Raw genomic sequence first — 19,614 nt, 5'->3', positions numbered from 1 at the left:
CGGCGGGCCTTCTGGTGTCCGGTCATTTCCGGCTCGGCAGGGCCATCCGGCGCTCTGCCGGGCGGTGCCGAACCCGCGGCAATCCCAGCATCGCATAGCGCGCGTGGTAGAGGATCGGGTCAATCATGACGCCCGCTCCGACGACCGGCGTGGTGGCGGAAGGGCAGGTCCTCTTCCAGCCAGCTCAGGCGGGGCAGGTCCCCGCGGTTGCGGATGACGTCGGCCCGGCGGGGCCGTTCGGTGCGGGTGGCAACGCTGAAGCTGCGGGCGAAGATATCGAACATGGCGCTTTCCTCTCGGGCTGATGTTTCCGATGCCCCGAACTTGACCTTTCGGCAGGTCGCATGCCACTCAGGAATCCTCACCATGTGAAAGGCAGGCTTACATATGGACTGGTCCACCCTGCCCCCGCTTTCCGCCCTCCGGGCCTTTTCCGCATACGCAACAAGCGGTTCCGTCAGCGCAGCCGGCGCGGCGCTCAATGTAAGTCACGCTGCGATCAGCCAGCAGATCCGCGCGCTGGAGGGCCACCTTGGCGTGACGCTGCTCGAACGCGGTGCGCGGCAGGCCACGCTGACCCCCGAGGGCGAGACGCTGGCTCGCACGCTGGGCGAGTCGTTCGGCGCGATTGCGGCGACGATCGAGGCGCTGACCGGTGCAGACGCGACGCGGCCCCTGCAGGTCTCGGCGACCCCGAGCTTCGTGGGGGGATGGCTCATGCCGCGGCTGGCGGCCTTCCGTGAGAAACACCCCGAGATCCACCTGATGATCGATCCCACCGCCATGGTGCAGAAGCTGGAGCCCGGCGGCATCGACGTGGCGCTGCGCTACGGCAACGGCAATTGGCCGGGGCTCGAGTCCGAACTGCTGATCGAGTCGCCCATCGCCATCGTCGCGGCCCCCGACCTCGTGACGGGGCGCGAGATCAATTCGCCCGCCGACCTTGCCGATTTCCACTGGCTGCAGGAGCTGGGCACCAACGAGGCGACCGAGTGGCTGGCGAGCCACGGCGCGGCGCAGCAGGCCGGGCGCGGGTTGATCGCCCTGCCCGGCAACCTGATGATCGAGGCGGCGCGGCAGGGCCAGGGGGCTGCCATCGCCGCGCGCGTGTTCGTCGAACACGACATCAAGGCTGGGCGGCTGCGGCTTCTCTTTGAGGACACGCGAAAGAAGGGCTATCATATCGTGACGCGGCCGGGCCCGCCGCGCCCGCCGCTCAAGGCATTCCTGCATTGGCTGCGACGTGAAGCCGCAAAAGCTGAATGACAGATTCAGATTTTGACGCAGATCAAGGCCGCTGCAAGGGTCGGCTGAGAGAAGAGCGTCGAGACGACTCATCGACGGAGCGATTCCGACCGTGGCAGACAGCAGCAATTCCCCGGCACCAGCCCTTTACGCGGGCCGCGAGCCGATCTTCCCGCGCCGCGTCAGTGGCAAGTTCCGCAACCTGAAATGGGTGCTGATGGCCCTCATGCTGGGGGTCTACTACATCCTGCCGTGGATCCGCTGGGATCGCGGGCCCGAGCTGCCCGACCAGGCGGTGCTGCTGGATCTTGCCAACCGTCGGTTCTTCTTCTTCTGGATCGAGATCTGGCCGCACGAATTCTATTTCGTCGCGGGGCTGCTGGTCATGGCGGGGCTGGGGCTGTTCCTCTTCACCTCGGCGCTGGGGCGCGTCTGGTGCGGCTATGCCTGCCCGCAGACGGTCTGGACCGACCTCTTCATCCTCGTCGAGCGCTGGATCGAGGGCGACCGCAACGCCCGCCTGCGCTTGCACCGCCAGAAGAAGCTGGATTTCCGCAAGGCACGTCTGCGCATGACCAAGTGGGTGGCCTGGTTCCTGATCGGGCTGGCCACGGGCGGCGCGTGGATCTTCTACTTTGCCGACGCGCCCACGCTGGCGCGGGACCTGGTGACGCTGAACGCGCACCCGGTGGCCTATACCACCATGCTGATCCTGACCTTCACGACCTTCTTCTTCGGCGGGTTCGCGCGGGAACAGATCTGCATCTATGCCTGCCCCTGGCCCCGCATCCAGGCGGCCATGATGGACGAAGAGACGCTGACCGTTGCCTACCGCGACTGGCGCGGCGAGCCGCGCGGCAAGCACCGCAAGTCCGCCGGCGCCGACCAGCTGGGCGACTGCATCGACTGCAACGCCTGCGTGAACGTCTGCCCCATGGGAATCGACATCCGCGATGGCCAGCAGATGGCCTGCATCACCTGCGCGCTCTGCATCGACGCCTGCGACGACGTGATGGCGAAGGTGGGCAAGCCGCGCGGGCTGATCGACTATATCGCGCTGTCGGACGAGACCCGCGAGCGCGCCGGCGCAACCCCGCGCCCGATCTGGAAACACGTCATGCGCCCGCGCGTCATGCTCTATACCGCGCTGTGGTCGCTGGTGGGCGTGGGGCTGCTGTTCGCGCTCTTCATCCGGCCCGAAATCGAGATGACCGTGGCCCCGGTGCGCAACCCCACCTACGTGACGCTCAGCGACGGCACGATCCGCAACACCTACGACGTGCGGCTGCTGAACAAGCACGGTGAGGACCGGCCGTTCCAGGTCACGCTGACAGGCCCCGATGCGCTGAGCGTCGAGCTCGAGAACGTGGCCGACACCACGGTGACCGTGCCCGCGAACGAGACCTACCTGCAGCGCGTCTACGTGCTGGCGCCGCCGAACTCGGCCCCGGCGCAGGACGAACGGACCGAGTTCCGCTTCTGGGTCGAGGACCTGACCAACGGCGACCGCGCCCACACCGACACCATCTTCAACGGAAGGGATGACTGATGGCCACTCAAACGACCGATGGCGGCCGCAAGCTGACGGGCTGGCACGCGCTGGGGATCTTCGTGGGCTGCTTTGCCGTCATCATCGGCGTGAACATCGCGCTGGCCTGGAACGCGGTGGCCACCTTCCCCGGGGTCGAGACGCACAATTCCTACATCGCGAGCCAGACCTTCGACGAGCGCCGCGCCGCGCAGGAGGCGCTGGGATGGGACGTGCACGCCCGCCACGAGGACGGGCTGCTGACCCTGTCGATCACGGGCGAGGACGGACGCCCGGTTCAGGCGGGCACGGTCGAGGCCACGCTGGGCCGGCCGACCCACGTGCTCGACGACAGCACGCCCGACTTCGCCTTCGACGGCCATGCCTACGTCGCGCGCCAAGAGCTTGCCCCGGGCAACTGGGATCTGTGGCTCGACATCACGGCGCTCGACGGGACCGAGTTCACGCAGCGCCTGCAAGTCGAGGTCCTGCACTGAGATGACCGCGATCATGCGCCCCCAGGCCTCGGCCTGCCCGGCCTGCGTCGCCGCCCCCGCGGCCGAGGCGCTGGCCGGATCCGCGTTGCACGAGGAGGACGCCCACGTCGTCCTGTCGCTGCCGACGATCCACTGCGCCGCCTGCATGAGCACCGTGGAGCGCGCCCTGGCAGACGTGCCCGGCGTGCATTCGGCACGGGTGAATCTCACCCGCAAGCGGGTCGCGGTGGAGGCCGATCCCGGCATCCGCGCCGAGGACCTGATCCCCGCGGTGGAAGCCGCGGGCTACGAGGCGCATGAGCTGGACACCGCGACGCTTCGGGCGACCGAGACCGACCGCGCGGGGCGCGATCTGCTGATGCGGCTGGCGGTGGCGGGCTTTGCCGCCATGAACGTCATGCTGCTGTCCATCGCCGTCTGGTCGGGGGCCGAGGGGCCGACGCGCGACATGTTCCACTGGATCTCGGCGGCCATCGTGCTGCCGGCGGTGGGCTTCTGCGCGCAGCCCTTCTTCCGCAACGCCTGGACCGCGCTGCGTGTCGGGCGGCTCAACATGGATGTGCCGATCTCGCTCGCCATCCTGTTGGCGGTGGCGACATCGCTTTGGGAAACGGCGCTGTCGGGCGAACACGCCTATTTCGACGCGGCGATCGCGCTGACCTTCTTCCTGCTGACGGGGCGCTACCTCGACCACCGCACGCGGTCAGCCGCGCGCTCGGCTGCCGAGGAGCTGGCCGCGCTCGAGGTGCCGCGGGCATGGCGCATCGGGGCTGCGGGCGAGGAACAGGTGTCGGTCACCGACCTTGCCGTTGGCGACCTGATCCGGGTGCGCCCCGGCGGGCGGATGCCGGTGGACGGGGTCATCGCCGAGGGCACATCGGAACTCGACCGCGCGCTGCTGACCGGGGAAACACTGCCGGTGCTGGCCGAACCCGGCCGCGCGGTGAGCGCGGGCGAGGTGAACCTCACCGGGCCGCTGACGGTGCGGGCGACCGCCGTGGGGCGCGATACCTCGCTGCACCGCATGGCCGATCTTGTCGCCGTGGCCGAGTCGGGCCGCTCGCGCTACACCTCGCTCGCCGACCGGGCGGCGAAGCTCTATGCGCCCGGCGTGCATATCCTCTCGGCGCTCGCCTTCCTCGGCTGGCTGATCTACTCGGGCGACCTGCGCGTGGCGCTGAACGTCGCCGCGGCCGTGCTCATCATCACCTGCCCCTGCGCTCTTGGCCTTGCCGTGCCCGCCGTCACCACCGCCGCGTCGGGGCGGCTGTTCCGGCACGGGCTGCTCATCAAGGACGCCACCGCGCTGGAACGGCTGGCCGAGATCGACACCGTGGTTTTCGACAAGACCGGCACGCTGACCGCCGGCACGCCTGAGCCCACCAACCTGCACGACTTGTCCGAGCGGGACCTGCGCGTGGCACTTGCGCTGGCGCAGGGGTCGTCGCACCCGCTGTCGGTGGCCCTGACGCAGGCGGCATCGCTCGCCCCTGCGCATGTCACCGACCTTTCGGAGGTGCCGGGCTACGGCACCGAGGGCACCTGGCAGGGCCGCCGCGTGCGCCTTGGCCGCGCGGCGTGGGTCGGGGCGGAGCCGGTGGAGGAAACCGCCGCCTACCTGTCGATCGAGGGCGGGACACCATGCGCCGTGACCTTCACCGACCGCCTGCGCGACGGTGCGGAAGAGGCCGTGCGGGGCCTACGCGAGGCCGGGCTGAAGGTCGTGCTGATCTCGGGCGACGCGCCCGCGCCGGTGGCAGCGCTGGCCCGCAGGCTCGACATCGACGACTGGCAGGCCGAGGCGCTGCCGCAGGATAAGGCCGCGCGCATCACGCAGATGGGCGAGAATGGCGCGCGGGTGCTCATGGTGGGCGACGGGCTGAACGACACCGCGGCGCTGGCCGCGGCGCATGCCTCGATCTCGCCCGCATCGGCGCTGGATGCGGCGCGCGTGGCCTCGGACATCGTGCTGCTGGGCCGCAGCCTTGCCCCGATCCCCGAGGCGCTGCGCACCGCGCGTAAGGCGCGCCGCCGCATCCGCGAGAACTTCTCGATCGCGTCGTGGTACAACGTCATCGCCGTGCCACTGGCCATCGCGGGGCTCTGTTCCCCGCTGATCGCGGCGCTGGCCATGTCCGCGAGTTCCGTTACCGTATCGCTGAACGCGCTGAGAGTGAGGTGATCCCTTGAATATCCTGGCCTATCTGATCCCGATCTCGCTGATACTGGGGGGCCTGGGACTGGTGTTCTTCGTCTTCACCGTCAGGTCGAACCAGTACGACGACCCCGAGGGCGACGCCCAGCGCATCCTGTCGGGCGAATACGACGACCACCCGAAGCAGGACTGAGCGTCAGAGCGGCAGCGCGGTGCTGTTGCAGACGGTGCGCAGCGCGAAGCTCGACTTCATCTGCGCGACGCCCGGCAGGCGGGTCAGGTACTGGCGGTGGATGCGAGCGAAATCCTCGGCATCCTCGGCCACGACCTTGAGGATGTAGTCTGCCGTCCCTGCCATCAGGTGGCATTCCAGCACGTCGGGCACCCGGGCGACCGCCTTTTCGAAGGCGTCGAGCACCTCGTTGGCCTGCGCGTTCAGCGTGATCTCGACATAGACAGTCGTGGCGAGCCCCATCTTGCGGGCGTCGAGAAGCGCCACATAGCCCGAGATCACGCCCGACTCCTCGAGCCGCTGCACCCGGCGGTGGCAGGCAGAGGCCGAGAGATTCACCTGTTCGCTCAGCTCGGCATTCGACAGCCGTCCCCTGCCCTGCAGCACCCGCAGAATCCGCCTGTCGGTCTCGTCCGGTTCCATCCGCGCAATTCCTTCCTGTCCGCGACGCATTTCTTCGAAGGATCTTCGATCACGACGCGTGTCGCACGACAAGGGCGCTCGCACATTGCGGGGGTTTTCTGGCAGGCTGTGCCTACAAATCAGGAGGAGGAACCCCATGAAGATCGGATGCCCCACGGAGATCAAGCCGCAGGAATTCCGGGTCGGCCTCACGCCCAACGCCGCGCGTGAGGCCGTGTCGCACGGGCACGAGGTCATCGTGCAGTCGGGCGCAGGGCGCGGCGCGGGCTTCGAGGATGCCGCCTACGAGGAGGCCGGCGCGCGCATGGTCGGCACCGCCGAGGAGGTCTTTTCCGAGGCCGGGATGATCGTGAAGGTGAAGGAGCCGCAGGCGGGCGAGCGCAAGATGCTGCGCGAGGGCCAGGTGCTGTTCACCTACCTGCACCTCGCCCCCGACCCCGACCAGACGCGCGACCTGATGGACAGCGGCGTGACCGCCATCGCCTACGAGACGGTGACCGACGAGCGCGGCGGGCTGCCTCTGCTGGCGCCCATGTCCGAAGTGGCTGGCCGTCTTGCGCCGCAGACCGGCGCCTGGGCCCTGCAGAAGGCCAACGGCGGGCGCGGTGTCCTGATGGGCGGCGTGCCGGGCGTGGGCCCGGCCAGGGTCGCAGTGATCGGCGGCGGCGTGGTGGGCACGCATGCGGCCCGGATCGCGGCGGGCATGGGGGCCGATGTCACGGTGCTCGACCGGTCCCTGCCCCGGCTGCGGCATCTCGACGAGGTCTATGCCGGTCAATTTTCCACCCGCTACGCCAGCGCCGGCAACACCGCCGAGCTGGTGGTCGAGGCCGATCTCGTGATCGGCGCGGTGCTGATCCCGGGGGCCGCGGCGCCGAAGCTCGTCAGCCGCGCGCAGCTGTCGGAGATGAAGCCCGGCGCGGTGCTGGTGGACGTGGCCATCGACCAGGGCGGCTGCTTCGAGACATCGAAGGCCACCACGCATGAGAACCCGATCTTCGAGGTCGACGGCATCGTGCACTACTGCGTGGCCAACATGCCCGGCGCCGTGCCGCGCAGCGCGACCATCGCGCTTGGCAATGCCACCATGCCCTACATGCTGGCGCTCGCAGACAAGGGCTGGCAGACGGCCTGCAGCGAGGATCCGCACCTGCTGGCGGGGCTGAACGTGCACGCGGGCAAGCTGACCAACTACGCGGTGGGCCGCGCGCTGGGGATCGACGTGACCTCGCCCGGCCTTGCGGTGAAGGGCTGACGGCCCCTCGCGCAGGCGCCTTGCGCCTGCGCACAAGCCCCGGGGGGTGTGCGGCGGCACCGCAGGGCCTAGCTTTGCGGCAACGCAGTCCCCCCGGAGGTTTTCCATGACGGCCATCGCCGACCACCCGATCTCGAAACGCTGGCCCGCGCAGCATCCCGAGCGCATCCAGCTCTATTCCTTTCCGACGCCCAACGGCGTGAAGGTCGCCATCGCGCTCGAGGAGATGGGCCTGCCCTACGAGGCGCATCTCGTGGCGCTTGGCGACGAGGACGTGAAGAGCCCCGAGTTCACCGCCCTCAACCCAAACGGCAAGATCCCCGCGATCATCGACCCAGACGGGCCGGACGGGGAGCCGCTGGAGCTCTTCGAGAGCGGCGCGATCCTCATCCACCTCGGCGACAAGACCGGCCAATTCATGGGGCGCAGTGCCACCGAGCGGGCGCATGTGATCCAGTGGCTGATGTTCCAGATGGGCGGCGTCGGGCCGATGTTCGGCCAGCTTGGCTTCTTCTGGAAGTTCGCGGGCAAGGACATCAAGGACCCGCGCCCGCGCGAACGCTACCTTGGCGAGGCGAGGCGCCTGCTCTCGGTTATCGAGGCGCAGCTCGAGACCCGCGACTGGATCGCGGGGCCCTATTCCGTCGCCGACATGGCGCTGGCGCCCTGGCTGAACGCGCTGGAGTTCTACGAGGCGAAGGAGGCCGTGGGCTGGGACGACTTCCCGCGCACCAAGGCCTACGTCGCGCGCTTCATGGCGCGCCCGGCGGTGCAGACAGGCATGAACATGCCGCCGCGCGAGGGCTGATCGTTTCCCGGGGGGGCTTTCCCTGCGGAAAGCCGCGATGGGGGCTCTGCCCCCGGCCCTGCGGGCCTCCCCCGAGGTATTTGGGGTGAGAAGGAGCGCCGGGCGCGCCCTAGCCCGGCAGCATGCCCTTCTGGACGTAGGTGAGGATCTGCACGACCTCCTCGGGGGTGCGGGCCACCGCAAGGGCAGCGGCGTCGACTTCCTTGAGGGCGTGGTCGTGCTCGGGCGGTTGCAGGACGATGAGCGACTTGCCCAGCGCCGCGGCGAAGCCCGCATCGAACGCCGCGTTCCACTGCTTGTACTTGTCGCCGAAGCGCACGACGACCACGTCGGCCTGCTCGATCCCCTTGCGGGTGCGGATGGCGTTCATCAGCGCGCCCTTGCGATCGTGCCAGAACTTGTCGTCCTCGGCCCCGAGGATGGCGACACCGCAGTCGTCGCTGGCGGCATGGTCGGTGACGGGGGCGTCGAAGGCGACGTCGAGACCGGCGGCGCCACTGGTGATGACCTCGCGCCAGTCGGTGTGGATTTCCCCGGAAAGGTAGACCTTGAGGGTCATGGCATGCTCCTGTCGTGGTGTCGTCATGGTCATAGGGTTCTTTGGGTGTGGGGACAAACGGGGGGATGTCATGACCGGACTGCTGGAGCCCTACAGGCCGCTGCACGTGTTGAAGCCGTTCGGCCCGGGGATCTGGATCGCGGACGGCGGCGTGATCTCCATGCGCTACGGGCCGACCGCGCTGCCCTTCACCACGCGCATGGTGGTGATCCGTCTGCCTGGCGGCGGGCTCTGGCTCTGGTCGCCGGTGGAGGCGGCGCCGGGGCTGGTGGCGGAGGTTTCGGCGCTTGGCGAGGTGGCGTACATCGTGTCGCCCAACGCGATCCACTACGCCCATATCCCCGCCTGGGCGGCGCTTTTCCCCGCGGCGCGGGTCTGGGCCTCGCCCGGGGTGCGGGAACGGGCCGCGTCGCAGGGGATCGAGGTGGACTTTACCGACGACCTCGGCGATGCCGCGCCGCCCGACTGGGCGGGCGCGATCGACCAGGTGGTTTTCCGCGGCTCGCAGCTCATCGAGGAGGTGGTCTTCTTTCACCGCGGGAGCCGGACCCTGGTGCTGGCCGATCTCATCGAGAACTTCGCGCCAGAGCGGGTGCGCTCGCCGCTGTTCCGCAGGCTTTTGCGGGTCTCGGGGGCGCTGGCGCCCCGGGGGCGGCTGCCGCTGGACCTGCGGCTGAGCTACCTAGGCCGGCACGCGCGGGCGCCTCGGGCGCTGGCGGTGATGAAGGCCTGGGCGCCGGAGCACATCGTGGTGGCGCACGGCGATTGCTTCGAAAGCGGCGGTGTCGCGGAACTGGAACGGGCGTTTGCCTGGGTTTGAGGTCGGCGGGGGCTCTGCCCCCGGCCCTGCGGGCCTCCCCCGGGATACTTGTGCCAAGAAGAATCGAGGGGTCAGGACGCCGGGCGGGCGAGATTGCGGGCCACGACGAGGAGCCCGCCCATGAGCAGCGCGGGCAGGATCAGCAGGCGGAAGAGGAAGACCGCGAGGATGGAGATCAGGCTCGCGATAAGTTCGTCCGCACGGGCGTAGATGCCGCCCGCGAGACTGCGGTAGCGGTCGAGATCGTCCCACATGCCACCGATGTCCGGCAGCCAGCCGTTGTCTGGGGCCTCGGGCACAAGGGCCGGATCGGCCTGCGCGGTGATCTCGGTGAGGATCGCGGCGTTCTGCGCCATGACGCTCGCCGTCATCAGCTCGGAGAGAAGCGCGGCCAGCAGGAAGGAGAGGGGCACGGCGAGGCCGAGAAAGGCCCCGTACCAGCCCAGCCGGCGTGCGACGCGCGCGCCCTGCCCGCCCCGCGCCGTGACCAGCCAGAGCGCCGCCGCGAGGGTGAGCATGGCGTAGCCCAGCGCGCTGGCCGGTCCCATGGCCACCGACAGCACGCCGGTGGCAACCATGACGAAGAAGACAAGGCCCGCGACGCGCTCCACCGTATCGTCGACGGGTTCGAGGGCCTTGGAGGGGTGCGCCGTGCCGGAGACGAGGAAAGTGCCACCGACCTCGATCTCCTGCGCGGTGGAGAGGAAGGCGTTGAGCGAGCGCAGGGTCAGGTAGACGCCCCCGGCCGAGGCCGCCACCGTGGTGGCATAGCGCTGCGCGCCGCCGGTCACCGGGTTGCGCTGGAAGAAAAGCGCCGCCAGCACCGAGAGCAGGAGCACTGCGATGATGGCGGCGCGGCGCATGTCAGCCGTCGGCCCGGAGCTTTTCGTTCTTCGGGTCGTAGGGGCTGTCCTCGGTCACGGTGGCGTCCCAGAGGCTGTCGAGCATCTTCACCTTGAGCTTGGTGCCCGCGACGGCGAGGTCGGGCGAGACGTAGCCCATGCCGATGGCCTTGCCGAAGGCCACCGAGTAGCCGCCCGAGGTGAGGCGGCCGACGCGGGTGCCGTCCTCGGTATAGAGCGCCTCGCGGCCCCAGGGATCGGCATCCTCGGGACCGTCGATGAGCACGGTCACGCATTTGCTGCGGATGCCGGTTTCCTCGAGCTTCGCCTTGCCGTGGAAGTCCTTGGAAAGATCCACGAAGCGCGGCAGGTCGGCCTCGAGCGGGGTGGCGTCGCGGCCAAGCTCGTGCCCGAAGGCGCGGTAGCTCTTCTCCTGGCGCAGCCAGTTCTGGGCGCGGCCGCCGACAAGCTTCAGCCCATGCTTTTCGCCCGCCTTCATCAGCAGGTCCCAGAGGTGGTTCTGCATCTCGATCGGGTGGTGAAGCTCCCAGCCGAGTTCCCCGGTATAGGCCACGCGGATGGCGCGCACCGGCACCATGCCGAGCTCGATGTCGCGGCAGGAAAGCCAGGGGAAACGCTTGTTGCCCAGCACGGTCTCGGGATCGGCGTCCTTGACGATCTCTTTCAGCACGTCGCGCGACTTCGGACCCGCGATCGCGAAGACGCCCCACTGGGTGGTCACGTCCTGGATCTCGATCCAGCCCATTTCGGCCTTCTTGTCGTCGGCGGCCTTGCGCAGGTAGTCGCCGTCATAGGCGGTCCAGGCCCCGGCGGAGATGAGGTAGTATTCATCCTCGGCCAGCCGCACGATGGTGTATTCGGTGCGCGTGGTGCCGTGGTCGGTCAGCGCGTAGGTCAGGTTGATGCGCCCGACCTTCGGCAGCTTGTTGCAGGTGAACCAGTCGAGGAAGGCGGTGGCGCCGGGGCCCTTGACCAGGTGCTTGGTGAAGGCGGTGGCGTCGATCAGGCCCGCGCCTTCGCGCACGGCCCTGGCCTCGTCCACCGCGTATTGCCACCAGCCGCCGCGGCGGAAGCTGCGCGCCTCGTGGTCGAAATCGGCGGGCGCGTCGAGCGGGCCGTAGTAGTTGGGCCGTTCCCAGCCGTTGACCGAGCCGAACTGCGCGCCCAGCGCCTTCTGGCGGTCGTAGGCGGGCGCCGTGCGCAGCGGGCGGGCGGCTTCGCGTTCCTCGTCGGGGTGGTGCAGGATGTAGACGTGCTCGTAGGCCTCCTCGTTCTTGCGGGCGGCGTATTCGGTCGTCATCCAGCTGCCGTAGCGCTTGGGATCGAGGCTGGCCATGTCGATCTCGGCCTCGCCCTCGACCATCATCTGGGCGAGGTAGTAGCCGGTGCCGCCGGCGGCGGTGATGCCGAAGGAGAAGCCCTCGGCCAGCCACATGTTGCGCAGGCCGGGCGCGGGGCCGACCAACGGGTTGCCGTCGGGCGTGTAGCAAATCGGGCCGTTGAAATCATCCTTGAGACCTACTTCCTCCGAGCTAGGAAGCCGGTGAATCATGGACATGTATTCTTCCTCGATCCGCTCGAGATCGAGCGGGAAGAGGTCGGCGCGGAAGCTGTCGGGCACGCCGTATTCGAAGCGCGCGGGGGCGTTACGTTCGTAGGGGCCGAGGATCCAGCCGCCGCGTTCCTCGCGGACGTACCACTTGGCGTCGGCGTCACGCAGCACCGGGTGCTCGGCGCCGCCGTTCTTGCGGTATTCCACCAGCGCCGGGTCAGGTTCGGTCACGATGAACTGGTGCTCGACCGGGATGGCGGGGATCTTGATGCCCAGGAGCTTTGCCGTGCGCTGCGCGTGGTTGCCGGTGGCGGTGACGACGTGTTCGGCGGTGATCGTGGTGGTTTCCTCGGAGGGGACGAGGTTGCCGCCCTTCTCGACCATCTTGGTCAGCGTCACCTTCCACTCGGAGCCGGTCCACTCGTAGCCGTCGACCTGCCACTTGCGCTCGATCGTGACGCCGCGCTGGCGGGCGCCCTTGGCCATGGCCATGGTGACATCGGCGGGGTTGATGTAGCCGTCGGTGGGGTGGAAGATCGCGCCTTCGAGCCCCTCGATGTTCACCAGCGGCCAGCGCTCCTTGATCTGCGCGGGCGTCATCCACTCGTAGGGGACGTCGCAGGTCTCGGCCGTGGTGGCATAGAGCCGGTACTCGTCCATCCGCTCCTTCGTCTGCGCCATGCGCAGGTTGCCCACGACCGAGAAGCCGGCGTTGAGCCCGGTCTCGGCCTCGAGGGTCTTGTAGAAGTCGACCGAGTACTTGTGGATGTGCGTTGTGGCGTAGCTCATGTTGAAGAGCGGCAGCAGGCCCGCGGCGTGCCAGGTGGAGCCCGAGGTCAGTTCGTCGCGTTCGAGCAGAACAACATCTTCCCAGCCGGCCTTGGCCAAGTGGTAGGCGATCGAGGTGCCGACGGCGCCGCCGCCGACCACCAGGGCTTTGACATGGGTTTTCATGACGCACTCCGCACGTTGGATATTTCCGGAGGGATAGCGGCTGGGCGCCGCGCGCATGCCGCGCGGCGCGACGCTCGCTGGCGTGAAACCGACATGGGGTAATGCGGAACGGGGGGCGTGCGGGTTTGACGCGGGGTCCGGACCCGAGCCACCCGCACCACGCACAGGCCCACGGCCCTGCGCAACGGCGCAATACCCGACCAGACCGGCGCCACGACCTCGTGTATCCTGCTGGCATTTCCGACGAGACATTTTCAGGAAGGGAGATTTCCCATGACCGAGACCCTCACCCTCGACGAGGCCGCCGACCTCATCCGCGATGCCTATGCCGATGCGCTCGGGGACCGGGTAGACACCTCGATCGACATCCGCGGCGTGCAGGCGCATTACCTGAAGGACGGCACGCTGATCATTCCGGGCACCAACGAGTTTTCGGACTGGTTCGACTTCAACCTGCAGTTCGGAGCCGAGTCGCCCGAGACGCACGGCTTCGAGGTCATGCCCGGCGACAGCGGATCGCTCTACCATGGCGGGTTTCTCGAACATGCGCAGGTGGTCTACACCTTCGCCAAGGGGCTGCGGCCGAAGTTCGTGGTGGGCCATTCGCTGGGCGCGGCCTCTGCACAGATCGTGGGCGCCTCGCTCGGTACGCCCACGGTAGCCTTCGCCTCGCCGAGGACGACCAAGACGGCGACCCGGCTGCGTGGCGAGGGCTGGGTGGTCAACGTCAACCGGACCGACGACACGGTGGCCCACGTCCCCCCGCCCTTCCTGGGGTTCCGGCATATGGGCAGCCTCTACTGGATGTCGCCCGAGGAGCCGAATGTCGGAGAGGATCACCGCATCGACAACTACAAGGACCTGCTGAAGCTCAAGCGGCACCGCGAACGCATCCCGCAGGCCTGGCCTGCCTGATCAAAGGGCGCCCGCGACCCGATCACGTTGAGGTGCTTTGCGAATTCACGCTGATTTGGCGGCGCATCCCCTTTCGCGTAATGGACCCGGGCCCTATAAGGGCAAGCGCCCGCGGCACTGGTGTCGCGGGCGCCGCAGCATATGGGAAACGGACGCGGATGCTTGGACTGGACAAACTCATGGGCCTGTTCTCCTCGGACATGGCCATCGACCTCGGGACGGCGAACACGCTCGTCTACGTCAAGGGCAAAGGGATTATCCTGTCCGAACCCTCCGTCGTCGCCTATCACGTGAAAGACGGAGTCAAGAAGGTGCTTGCCGTAGGCGAGGACGCCAAGCTGATGCTTGGACGGACCCCGGGCAGCATCGAGGCCATACGCCCCATGCGCGAAGGTGTCATCGCCGACTTCGACACGGCCGAGGCGATGATCAAGGAATTCATCCGCAAGGTGCACAAGCGGTCAACCTTCTCCAAGCCCAAGGTCATCGTCTGCGTGCCGCACGGCGCCACGCCCGTCGAAAAGCGCGCCATCCGCCAGTCGGTGCTGAGCGCGGGTGCCCGCAAGGCGGGCCTGATCGCGGAGCCGATCGCCGCCGCCATCGGCGCGGGCATGCCCATCACCGATCCGACCGGTAACATGGTCGTCGACATCGGTGGCGGCACCACCGAGGTGGCGGTCCTGTCGCTGGGCGACATCGTCTACGCACGCTCCGTGCGCGTCGGTGGTGACCGCATGGATGAGGCGATCATCAACTACCTGCGCCGCCAGCAGAACCTGCTCGTGGGCGACAGCACCGCGGAGCGCATCAAGACCTCGATCGGCACGGCGCGGATGCCCGACGACGGGCGCGGCAGTTCCATGCAGATCCGCGGGCGCGACCTGCTGAACGGTGTCCCGAAGGAGACCGAGATCAGCCAGGCGCAGGTCGCCGAGGCGCTGAGCGAGCCGGTCCAGTCGATCTGCGAGGCGGTGATGACCGCGCTCGAGGCGACGCCGCCGGATCTTGCCGCCGACATCGTCGACCGCGGCGTGATGCTGACCGGAGGCGGCGCGCTTCTGGGCGATCTCGACCTCGCCCTGCGCGAACAGACCGGTCTTGCCGTCTCGATCGCGGACGAGAGCCTCAACTGCGTGGCGCTCGGCACCGGCAAGGCGCTGGAATACGAAAAACAGCTGCGTCACGCCATCGACTACGACAGCTGACCCCCCGGTGCGCCCTTGCCATGGCAGGGGCAGACCGGCCAACCTACCAGAACCGACCCCCGCGTGAGGAGGCACCCGCTTGGCCCAGGACCGCGCGAGCCAGGACAATTATACCGGTCCGCTGAAGCGCCTGCTTCTGACGGTTCTCGTGATGTGCCTGCTCGGGCTGTTCCTGTTCTGGCGAATCGACAGCCCGCGCGTGGAACGGTTCCGGGCGCAGGTGGTCGACGCAGTGGTGCCGCAGATGGACTGGGCCATGGCTCCGGTCACCGCCACGGTGAACATCCTGCGCGATTTCCGCAGCTACCAGCAGATCTACGACCAGAACCAGGAACTGCGCCGCGAGCTGCGCCAGATGACGGCCTGGAAGGAAGCGGCCCTGCAGCTCGAACAGGAGAACGCCCGGCTGCGCGATCTCAACAACGTGCAACTCGACCCGCGGCTGACCTACATCACCGGCGTCGTGCTGGCCGACAGCGGATCGCCCTTCCGGCAGTCGGTGCTCATCAACGTGGGCGGCCGTGACGGCATCGTAGACGGCTGGGCCACCATGGACGGCATCGGCCTTGTCGGACGTATCTCGGGCGTCGGGCAGAACACCAGCCGGGTCATCCTGCTCACCGATGCCACCAGCCGCATCCCGGCGGTGATCCAGCCTTCGGGCCAGCGGGCCCTTGTGGTGGGCGACAACACCGGCGCGCCGCATATCGATTTCCTCGAGGATTCGGGGCAGGTCCGCCCCGGCGACCGCATCGTCACTTCGGGCGATGGCGAGGTCTTTCCGCCCGGCCTGCTGATCGGCCAGGTCGCCAAGGACGCGGGCGGGCGCCTGAGGGCGCGGCTGGCCGCGGACTACGAGCGGCTCGAGTTCCTTCGGGTGCTGCGCGACCATGGCGCGCGCCAGGTGGACCAGCCCAGCGCCCTCATCACCCCGGCGGAACTGCCCGACTCGGACCCCGAGGGCGCGACGAGCGGGGATTCGGACGCGAGCGCCGGAGATGGCTGACCCCCGCGCCGGACAGGTCTGGCTGATGCGCGTGAGCTATGTCGGGATCGCGCTGGTGGTGGTCTTCTTCCATCTCCTGCCCTTCGAGATGGAGCCGAGCCGCCTTGTGGCGCCCGATCTGCTGATCGCGGTCACCTTTTCCTGGGCGCTCAGGCGGCCGGACTTCCTGCCCGCCCTGCTTGTGGCCGGGGTCATGCTGCTGTGCGACCTGCTCCTGCAGCGCCCGCCGGGGCTCTGGGCGGCACTGGCGCTGATGGCTACCGAGTGGCTCAAGCGGCGCGACCGGCGCATCCGCGACAACACCTTCTTCGAGGAATGGCTGACGGTCGCCATCGTGCTGGCTGCCATAACCGTGATCTATCGCTTTGTGCTTGCCCTCTTGATCGTATCGCCCGGCACGCTTTACTTGGCGCTGATCCAGTACGTGGGCACTGTTCTGATCTACCCGCTTGTGGTGGCGGTCTCGCACGTCTTCCTGAACGTGCGCCACACCGCCCCCGGAGATTTCGACCCGATGGGACGTTCGCTATGAGACGCATACCGCGCGAAACGGCCGAAAGCTCCCGCCGCATCACCCGGCGGGGTCTCATCCTCGGTGGGGCGCAGCTAGGCTTTGCCGGGGCGCTCGCCCTGCGCATGCGCCAGCTCCAGGTCGACCAAGCCGACGAATTCCGCCTGCTGGCCGAGGAGAACCGGATCAACATCCGTCTGATCCCGCCGGCGCGCGGCCGTATCTTCGACCGCGAGGGCCGCGTGATCGCCGAGAACGCGCCCGCCTACCGCATCACCATGGTGCGCGAGGACGCGGACAACGTCGAAGAGGTCATCGCGCGGCTGTCGCAGCTGATCGAGCTGGACGAGGGCGAACTCAACCGGGCGCTGGCCGAGATGGACCGAAGCCCACCCTTCCTGCCGATCACCATTGCCGACCGCGTGAGCTGGGAGGCCGTGAGCCGCGTCGCCGTCAACGCCCCTGCCCTGCCCGGGGTGTCGCCCGAGGTGGGCCTCAGCCGCATCTACCCGAGCAAGGAACTCTTCGCGCATGTGGCGGGCTACGTGGGGCCTGTGTCGGATCGCGATCTGGCCGCCTACGAGGATCCGCCGCCGCTGCTGCGCATCCCGCGCTTCCAGATCGGCAAGGTCGGCATCGAGGCGAAGTATGAGCAGCAGCTGCGCGGCGAGGCCGGCGCCAAGCGCGTCGAGGTCAACGCCGTGGGCCGCGTCATGCGCGAGATCGACCGCCGCGAGGGCGAGGCCGGCAACGACCTACAGCTGACCATCGACGCGTCGCTGCAGGAGTACGTGCAGGCGCGCCTTGGCGAGGAATCCGCCTCGGTCGTGGTCATGGACCTCGAAAAGGGCGACCTGCTGGCCGTGGCTTCGGCGCCCTCCTACGATCCCAACAAGTTCGTGCGGGGCATCTCGGTCGCCGACTACGGCGAGCTGCGCGACAACAACCACCGGCCGCTTGCCTCCAAGACCGTGCAGGACGCCTACCCGCCCGGCTCGACCTTCAAGGTCGTCACCGCGCTTGCGGCGCTCGAGGCCGGCGTGGTCGGCCCCGAGGAAACCGTCTGGTGCCCCGGCTACCTCAAGGTCGGCACCCGGCAGTTCCGCTGCTGGAAACGCGGCGGGCACGGGCACCTGAACATGGAAGGCTCGCTTCGCGAAAGCTGCGACGTCTACTACTACGACCTCGCGCTCAAGGTCGGCATCGACAAGATCGCCGACATGGCGCGCAGGCTGGGGCTCGGCACGGCCTACGACATCGGCATGTCCGCCGTGACCCGCGGCCTTGTCCCCGACAAGGACTGGAAGCGCAGCGAGCGCGGCGAGGAATGGCGCATCGGCGACACGGTCAACGCTTCGATCGGCCAGGGCTACGTGCTGACCTCGCCGCTGCAGCTGGCGGTGATGACCGCCCGGGTGGCCACCGGGCGCAGCATCTCGCCCCGTCTGGTCAAGAGCCTCAACGGTGTCGAGACGCCCTCGCAGGGGGGCGAGGATCTGGGCATCAAGCCCGAACACCTGCGCCAGATCTGGAAGGGCATGTACGCGGTCAGTAACGACCGGCGCGGCACCGGCTATGGCTCGCGTGTGATCGGTGACGACATGCGCATCGCCGGCAAGAGCGGCACCGCGCAGGTGCTGAACCGCGTGGTGCGCAACGAGGACGTCGACTGGGAGGAACGCGACCACGCGCTCTTCATCACCTTCGCGCCCGCCGACAACCCCAGCATCGCCGTCTCGGTCGTGGTCGAACACGGCGGCGGCGGGTCCTCCGTCGCGGGGCCCATCGCGCGGGACGTGGCGCTGCAAGCGCTCTACGGCGGCGCGCCCCCCGTCGAGGTCTACCCGACCAAGGACCGCGACCGCATCTCGGCGCAGCAGGAACGGCTCGAACGCGAACGCCTCGAACGCGAAGCCGCACAGCGGACGCGCGCATGAGTTACCTCGAATATACCGTCAAGTCGGTCCCCTCGGGCTGGCGCAAGGTGCTCTACCTCAACTGGCCGCTGGTGCTGCTGCTGAGCGCGGTGGCCTGCGTCGGCTTCCTGATGCTCTACTCGGTGGCCGGCGGCACCTTTCAACCCTGGGCCGAGCCGCAGATGCGCCGCTACGTGCTGGGGCTCGCCGCCATGTTCATGGTGGCCATGGTGCCGATCTGGTTCTGGCGCAACATGGCGCTGCTGGCCTACCTCGGCACCTTCGCGCTGCTGATCTTCGTGGAGTTCTTTGGTTCCGTCGGCATGGGCGCGCAACGCTGGATCGACCTCGGCTTCATCCGGCTGCAGCCCTCCGAGCTCATGAAGATCGCCATGATCATGCTGCTGGCCGCCTATTACGACTGGCTGCCGCTGCGAAAAACCTCGCATCCCTTCTGGGTATTGGTGCCGGTTCTGATCATCCTCGCGCCCACCGCCTTCGTGCTGATCCAGCCCGACCTCGGGACCGCACTTCTGCTGGTCATGGCGGGCGGGCTGCTGATGTTCGTCGCGGGCGTGCACTGGGCCTATTTCGCCACCGTTATCGCGGCAGGTGTCGGCGGTATCTATACCGTCTTCCTCTCGCGCGGGACCGAATGGCAGCTGCTCAAGGACTACCAGTTCCGCCGCATCGACACCTTCCTCGATCCCTCCTCGGATCCGCTCGGGGCGGGCTACCACATCACACAGGCCAAGATCGCCATGGGCTCGGGCGGCTGGACCGGCAAGGGCTTCATGCAAGGCACGCAATCACGGCTGAACTTCCTGCCCGAGAAGCACACCGACTTCATCTTCAACACGCTGGCCGAGGAATTCGGCTTCATCGGGGGCGTCTCGCTGTTGATCCTCTACGTGCTGGTGCTGCTCTTCTGCATCTTCTCGGCCCTGCAGAACCGCGACCGCTTCTCTTCGCTGCTGACGCTCGGGATCGGGCTGACCTTCTTCCTGTTCTTCGCGGTCAACATGTCCATGGTCATGGGGCTTGCCCCGGTGGTGGGCGTACCGCTGCCGCTGGTCAGCTACGGCGGCTCGGCCATGCTGGTGCTCATGGTGGCCTTCGGCCTCGTCCAGAGCGCCCACATCCACCGTCCCCGCTGAGGCGCAGCCGCGC

At 68.3% G+C, this 19,614-nt stretch carries 19 protein-coding genes; 14 read left to right on the top strand and 5 right to left on the bottom strand.

Annotated features, from left to right (window positions below; translation table 11 throughout):
* Nucleotides 1-119: 119 nt before the first annotated feature.
* Nucleotides 120-284, bottom strand: a complete 165-nt coding sequence (locus C8N44_RS23290; protein ID WP_158273978.1) for a hypothetical protein — start codon at nucleotides 282-284, stop codon at nucleotides 120-122.
* 103 nt (nucleotides 285-387) lie between these two features.
* Between C8N44_RS23290 and C8N44_RS01430 the strand changes: the two genes are divergently transcribed.
* The 5 genes from C8N44_RS01430 to ccoS all read left to right on the top strand — a co-directional run bounded on the left by C8N44_RS01430 (nucleotide 388) and on the right by ccoS (nucleotide 5,618).
* Complete coding sequence (locus C8N44_RS01430; RefSeq protein WP_107974366.1) at nucleotides 388-1,266, top strand: LysR family transcriptional regulator; 879 nt, start codon at nucleotides 388-390, stop codon at nucleotides 1,264-1,266.
* A 91-nt stretch (nucleotides 1,267-1,357) separates the two neighbouring features.
* Nucleotides 1,358-2,794 carry a cytochrome c oxidase accessory protein CcoG gene (gene ccoG / locus C8N44_RS01425; RefSeq protein ID WP_107974365.1) on the top strand — a complete coding sequence of 479 codons (1,437 nt, stop codon included), beginning with the start codon at nucleotides 1,358-1,360 and terminating at the stop codon, nucleotides 2,792-2,794.
* The gene (locus tag C8N44_RS01420; RefSeq protein ID WP_107974364.1) at nucleotides 2,794-3,270 is read left to right on the top strand and encodes a FixH family protein; all 477 of its coding nucleotides are present in this window, start codon (nucleotides 2,794-2,796) and stop codon (nucleotides 3,268-3,270) included. Before ccoG ends, C8N44_RS01420 begins: the two co-directional genes overlap by 1 nt.
* A 1-nt stretch (nucleotide 3,271) precedes the next feature.
* Nucleotides 3,272-5,452 (top strand): heavy metal translocating P-type ATPase, encoded by a 2,181-nt coding sequence (locus C8N44_RS01415; protein WP_107974363.1) that lies wholly within the window; start codon nucleotides 3,272-3,274, stop codon nucleotides 5,450-5,452.
* Between the two features lie 4 nt (nucleotides 5,453-5,456).
* Nucleotides 5,457-5,618 carry a cbb3-type cytochrome oxidase assembly protein CcoS gene (gene ccoS, locus C8N44_RS01410; RefSeq protein ID WP_107974362.1) on the top strand — a complete coding sequence of 54 codons (162 nt, stop codon included), beginning with the start codon at nucleotides 5,457-5,459 and terminating at the stop codon, nucleotides 5,616-5,618.
* 3 nt (nucleotides 5,619-5,621) lie between these two features.
* On the opposite strand, the gene C8N44_RS01405 is transcribed toward ccoS, so the two are convergent.
* The gene (locus C8N44_RS01405; RefSeq protein ID WP_107974361.1) at nucleotides 5,622-6,080 is read right to left on the bottom strand and encodes an Lrp/AsnC family transcriptional regulator; all 459 of its coding nucleotides are present in this window, start codon (nucleotides 6,078-6,080) and stop codon (nucleotides 5,622-5,624) included.
* 136 nt (nucleotides 6,081-6,216) lie between these two features.
* On the opposite strand from C8N44_RS01405, the gene ald reads away from it, so the two are divergent.
* Both ald and C8N44_RS01395 read left to right on the top strand, forming a co-directional pair.
* Nucleotides 6,217-7,335 carry an alanine dehydrogenase gene (gene ald / locus C8N44_RS01400; protein ID WP_107974360.1) on the top strand — a complete coding sequence of 373 codons (1,119 nt, stop codon included), beginning with the start codon at nucleotides 6,217-6,219 and terminating at the stop codon, nucleotides 7,333-7,335.
* A 106-nt stretch (nucleotides 7,336-7,441) separates the two neighbouring features.
* Entirely contained in the window at nucleotides 7,442-8,143 is a 702-nt protein-coding gene (locus tag C8N44_RS01395; RefSeq protein ID WP_107974359.1) for a glutathione S-transferase family protein, read from the top strand.
* 109 nt (nucleotides 8,144-8,252) lie between these two features.
* Here C8N44_RS01395 and C8N44_RS01390 read toward each other — a convergent pair whose 3' ends face one another.
* Complete coding sequence (locus tag C8N44_RS01390; RefSeq protein WP_107974358.1) at nucleotides 8,253-8,702, bottom strand: YtoQ family protein; 450 nt, start codon at nucleotides 8,700-8,702, stop codon at nucleotides 8,253-8,255.
* Nucleotides 8,703-8,772: 70 nt separating this feature from the next.
* Between C8N44_RS01390 and C8N44_RS01385 the strand changes: the two genes are divergently transcribed.
* A complete protein-coding gene (locus C8N44_RS01385) occupies nucleotides 8,773-9,522 on the top strand; it encodes a DUF4336 domain-containing protein (protein WP_107974357.1) in 750 nt (249 codons plus the stop codon).
* A 71-nt stretch (nucleotides 9,523-9,593) separates the two neighbouring features.
* Here C8N44_RS01385 and C8N44_RS01380 read toward each other — a convergent pair whose 3' ends face one another.
* Both C8N44_RS01380 and C8N44_RS01375 read right to left on the bottom strand, forming a co-directional pair.
* Nucleotides 9,594-10,385, bottom strand: a complete 792-nt coding sequence (locus C8N44_RS01380) for a hypothetical protein (protein WP_107974356.1) — start codon at nucleotides 10,383-10,385, stop codon at nucleotides 9,594-9,596.
* A 1-nt stretch (nucleotide 10,386) separates the two neighbouring features.
* Nucleotides 10,387-12,891, bottom strand: coding sequence for a GcvT family protein (locus C8N44_RS01375; RefSeq protein ID WP_107974355.1), 2,505 nt, complete (start codon nucleotides 12,889-12,891; stop codon nucleotides 10,387-10,389).
* A 273-nt stretch (nucleotides 12,892-13,164) separates the two neighbouring features.
* Here C8N44_RS01375 and C8N44_RS01370 point away from each other — a divergent pair, with 273 nt between their 5' ends.
* The 6 genes from C8N44_RS01370 to rodA all read left to right on the top strand — a co-directional run bounded on the left by C8N44_RS01370 (nucleotide 13,165) and on the right by rodA (nucleotide 19,601).
* Complete coding sequence (locus C8N44_RS01370; protein WP_107974354.1) at nucleotides 13,165-13,806, top strand: alpha/beta hydrolase family protein; 642 nt, start codon at nucleotides 13,165-13,167, stop codon at nucleotides 13,804-13,806.
* Between the two features lie 158 nt (nucleotides 13,807-13,964).
* A complete protein-coding gene (locus tag C8N44_RS01365) occupies nucleotides 13,965-15,011 on the top strand; it encodes a rod shape-determining protein (protein ID WP_107974353.1) in 1,047 nt (348 codons plus the stop codon).
* Between the two features lie 79 nt (nucleotides 15,012-15,090).
* Entirely contained in the window at nucleotides 15,091-16,017 is a 927-nt protein-coding gene (mreC, locus tag C8N44_RS01360; protein ID WP_107974352.1) for a rod shape-determining protein MreC, read from the top strand.
* Nucleotides 16,010-16,549, top strand: coding sequence for a rod shape-determining protein MreD (locus C8N44_RS01355; protein WP_107974351.1), 540 nt, complete (start codon nucleotides 16,010-16,012; stop codon nucleotides 16,547-16,549). The genes mreC and C8N44_RS01355 overlap by 8 nt, the downstream gene beginning before the upstream one ends.
* On the top strand, nucleotides 16,546-18,465 hold the full coding sequence (mrdA, locus tag C8N44_RS01350) for a penicillin-binding protein 2 (RefSeq protein ID WP_107974350.1): 1,920 nt from the start codon (nucleotides 16,546-16,548) through the stop codon (nucleotides 18,463-18,465). Before C8N44_RS01355 ends, mrdA begins: the two co-directional genes overlap by 4 nt.
* Nucleotides 18,462-19,601 (top strand): rod shape-determining protein RodA, encoded by a 1,140-nt coding sequence (gene rodA / locus C8N44_RS01345; protein WP_107974349.1) that lies wholly within the window; start codon nucleotides 18,462-18,464, stop codon nucleotides 19,599-19,601. The genes mrdA and rodA overlap by 4 nt, the downstream gene beginning before the upstream one ends.
* The last annotated feature ends 13 nt before the right edge of the window (nucleotides 19,602-19,614 follow it).

The organism is Allosediminivita pacifica (assembly GCF_003054175.1).
GTDB classification, from domain to species: domain Bacteria; phylum Pseudomonadota; class Alphaproteobacteria; order Rhodobacterales; family Rhodobacteraceae; genus Allosediminivita; species Allosediminivita pacifica.
The sequence above is the reverse complement of the archived record's forward strand: the minus strand, read 5'-3'. Positions and strand labels throughout refer to the sequence as shown.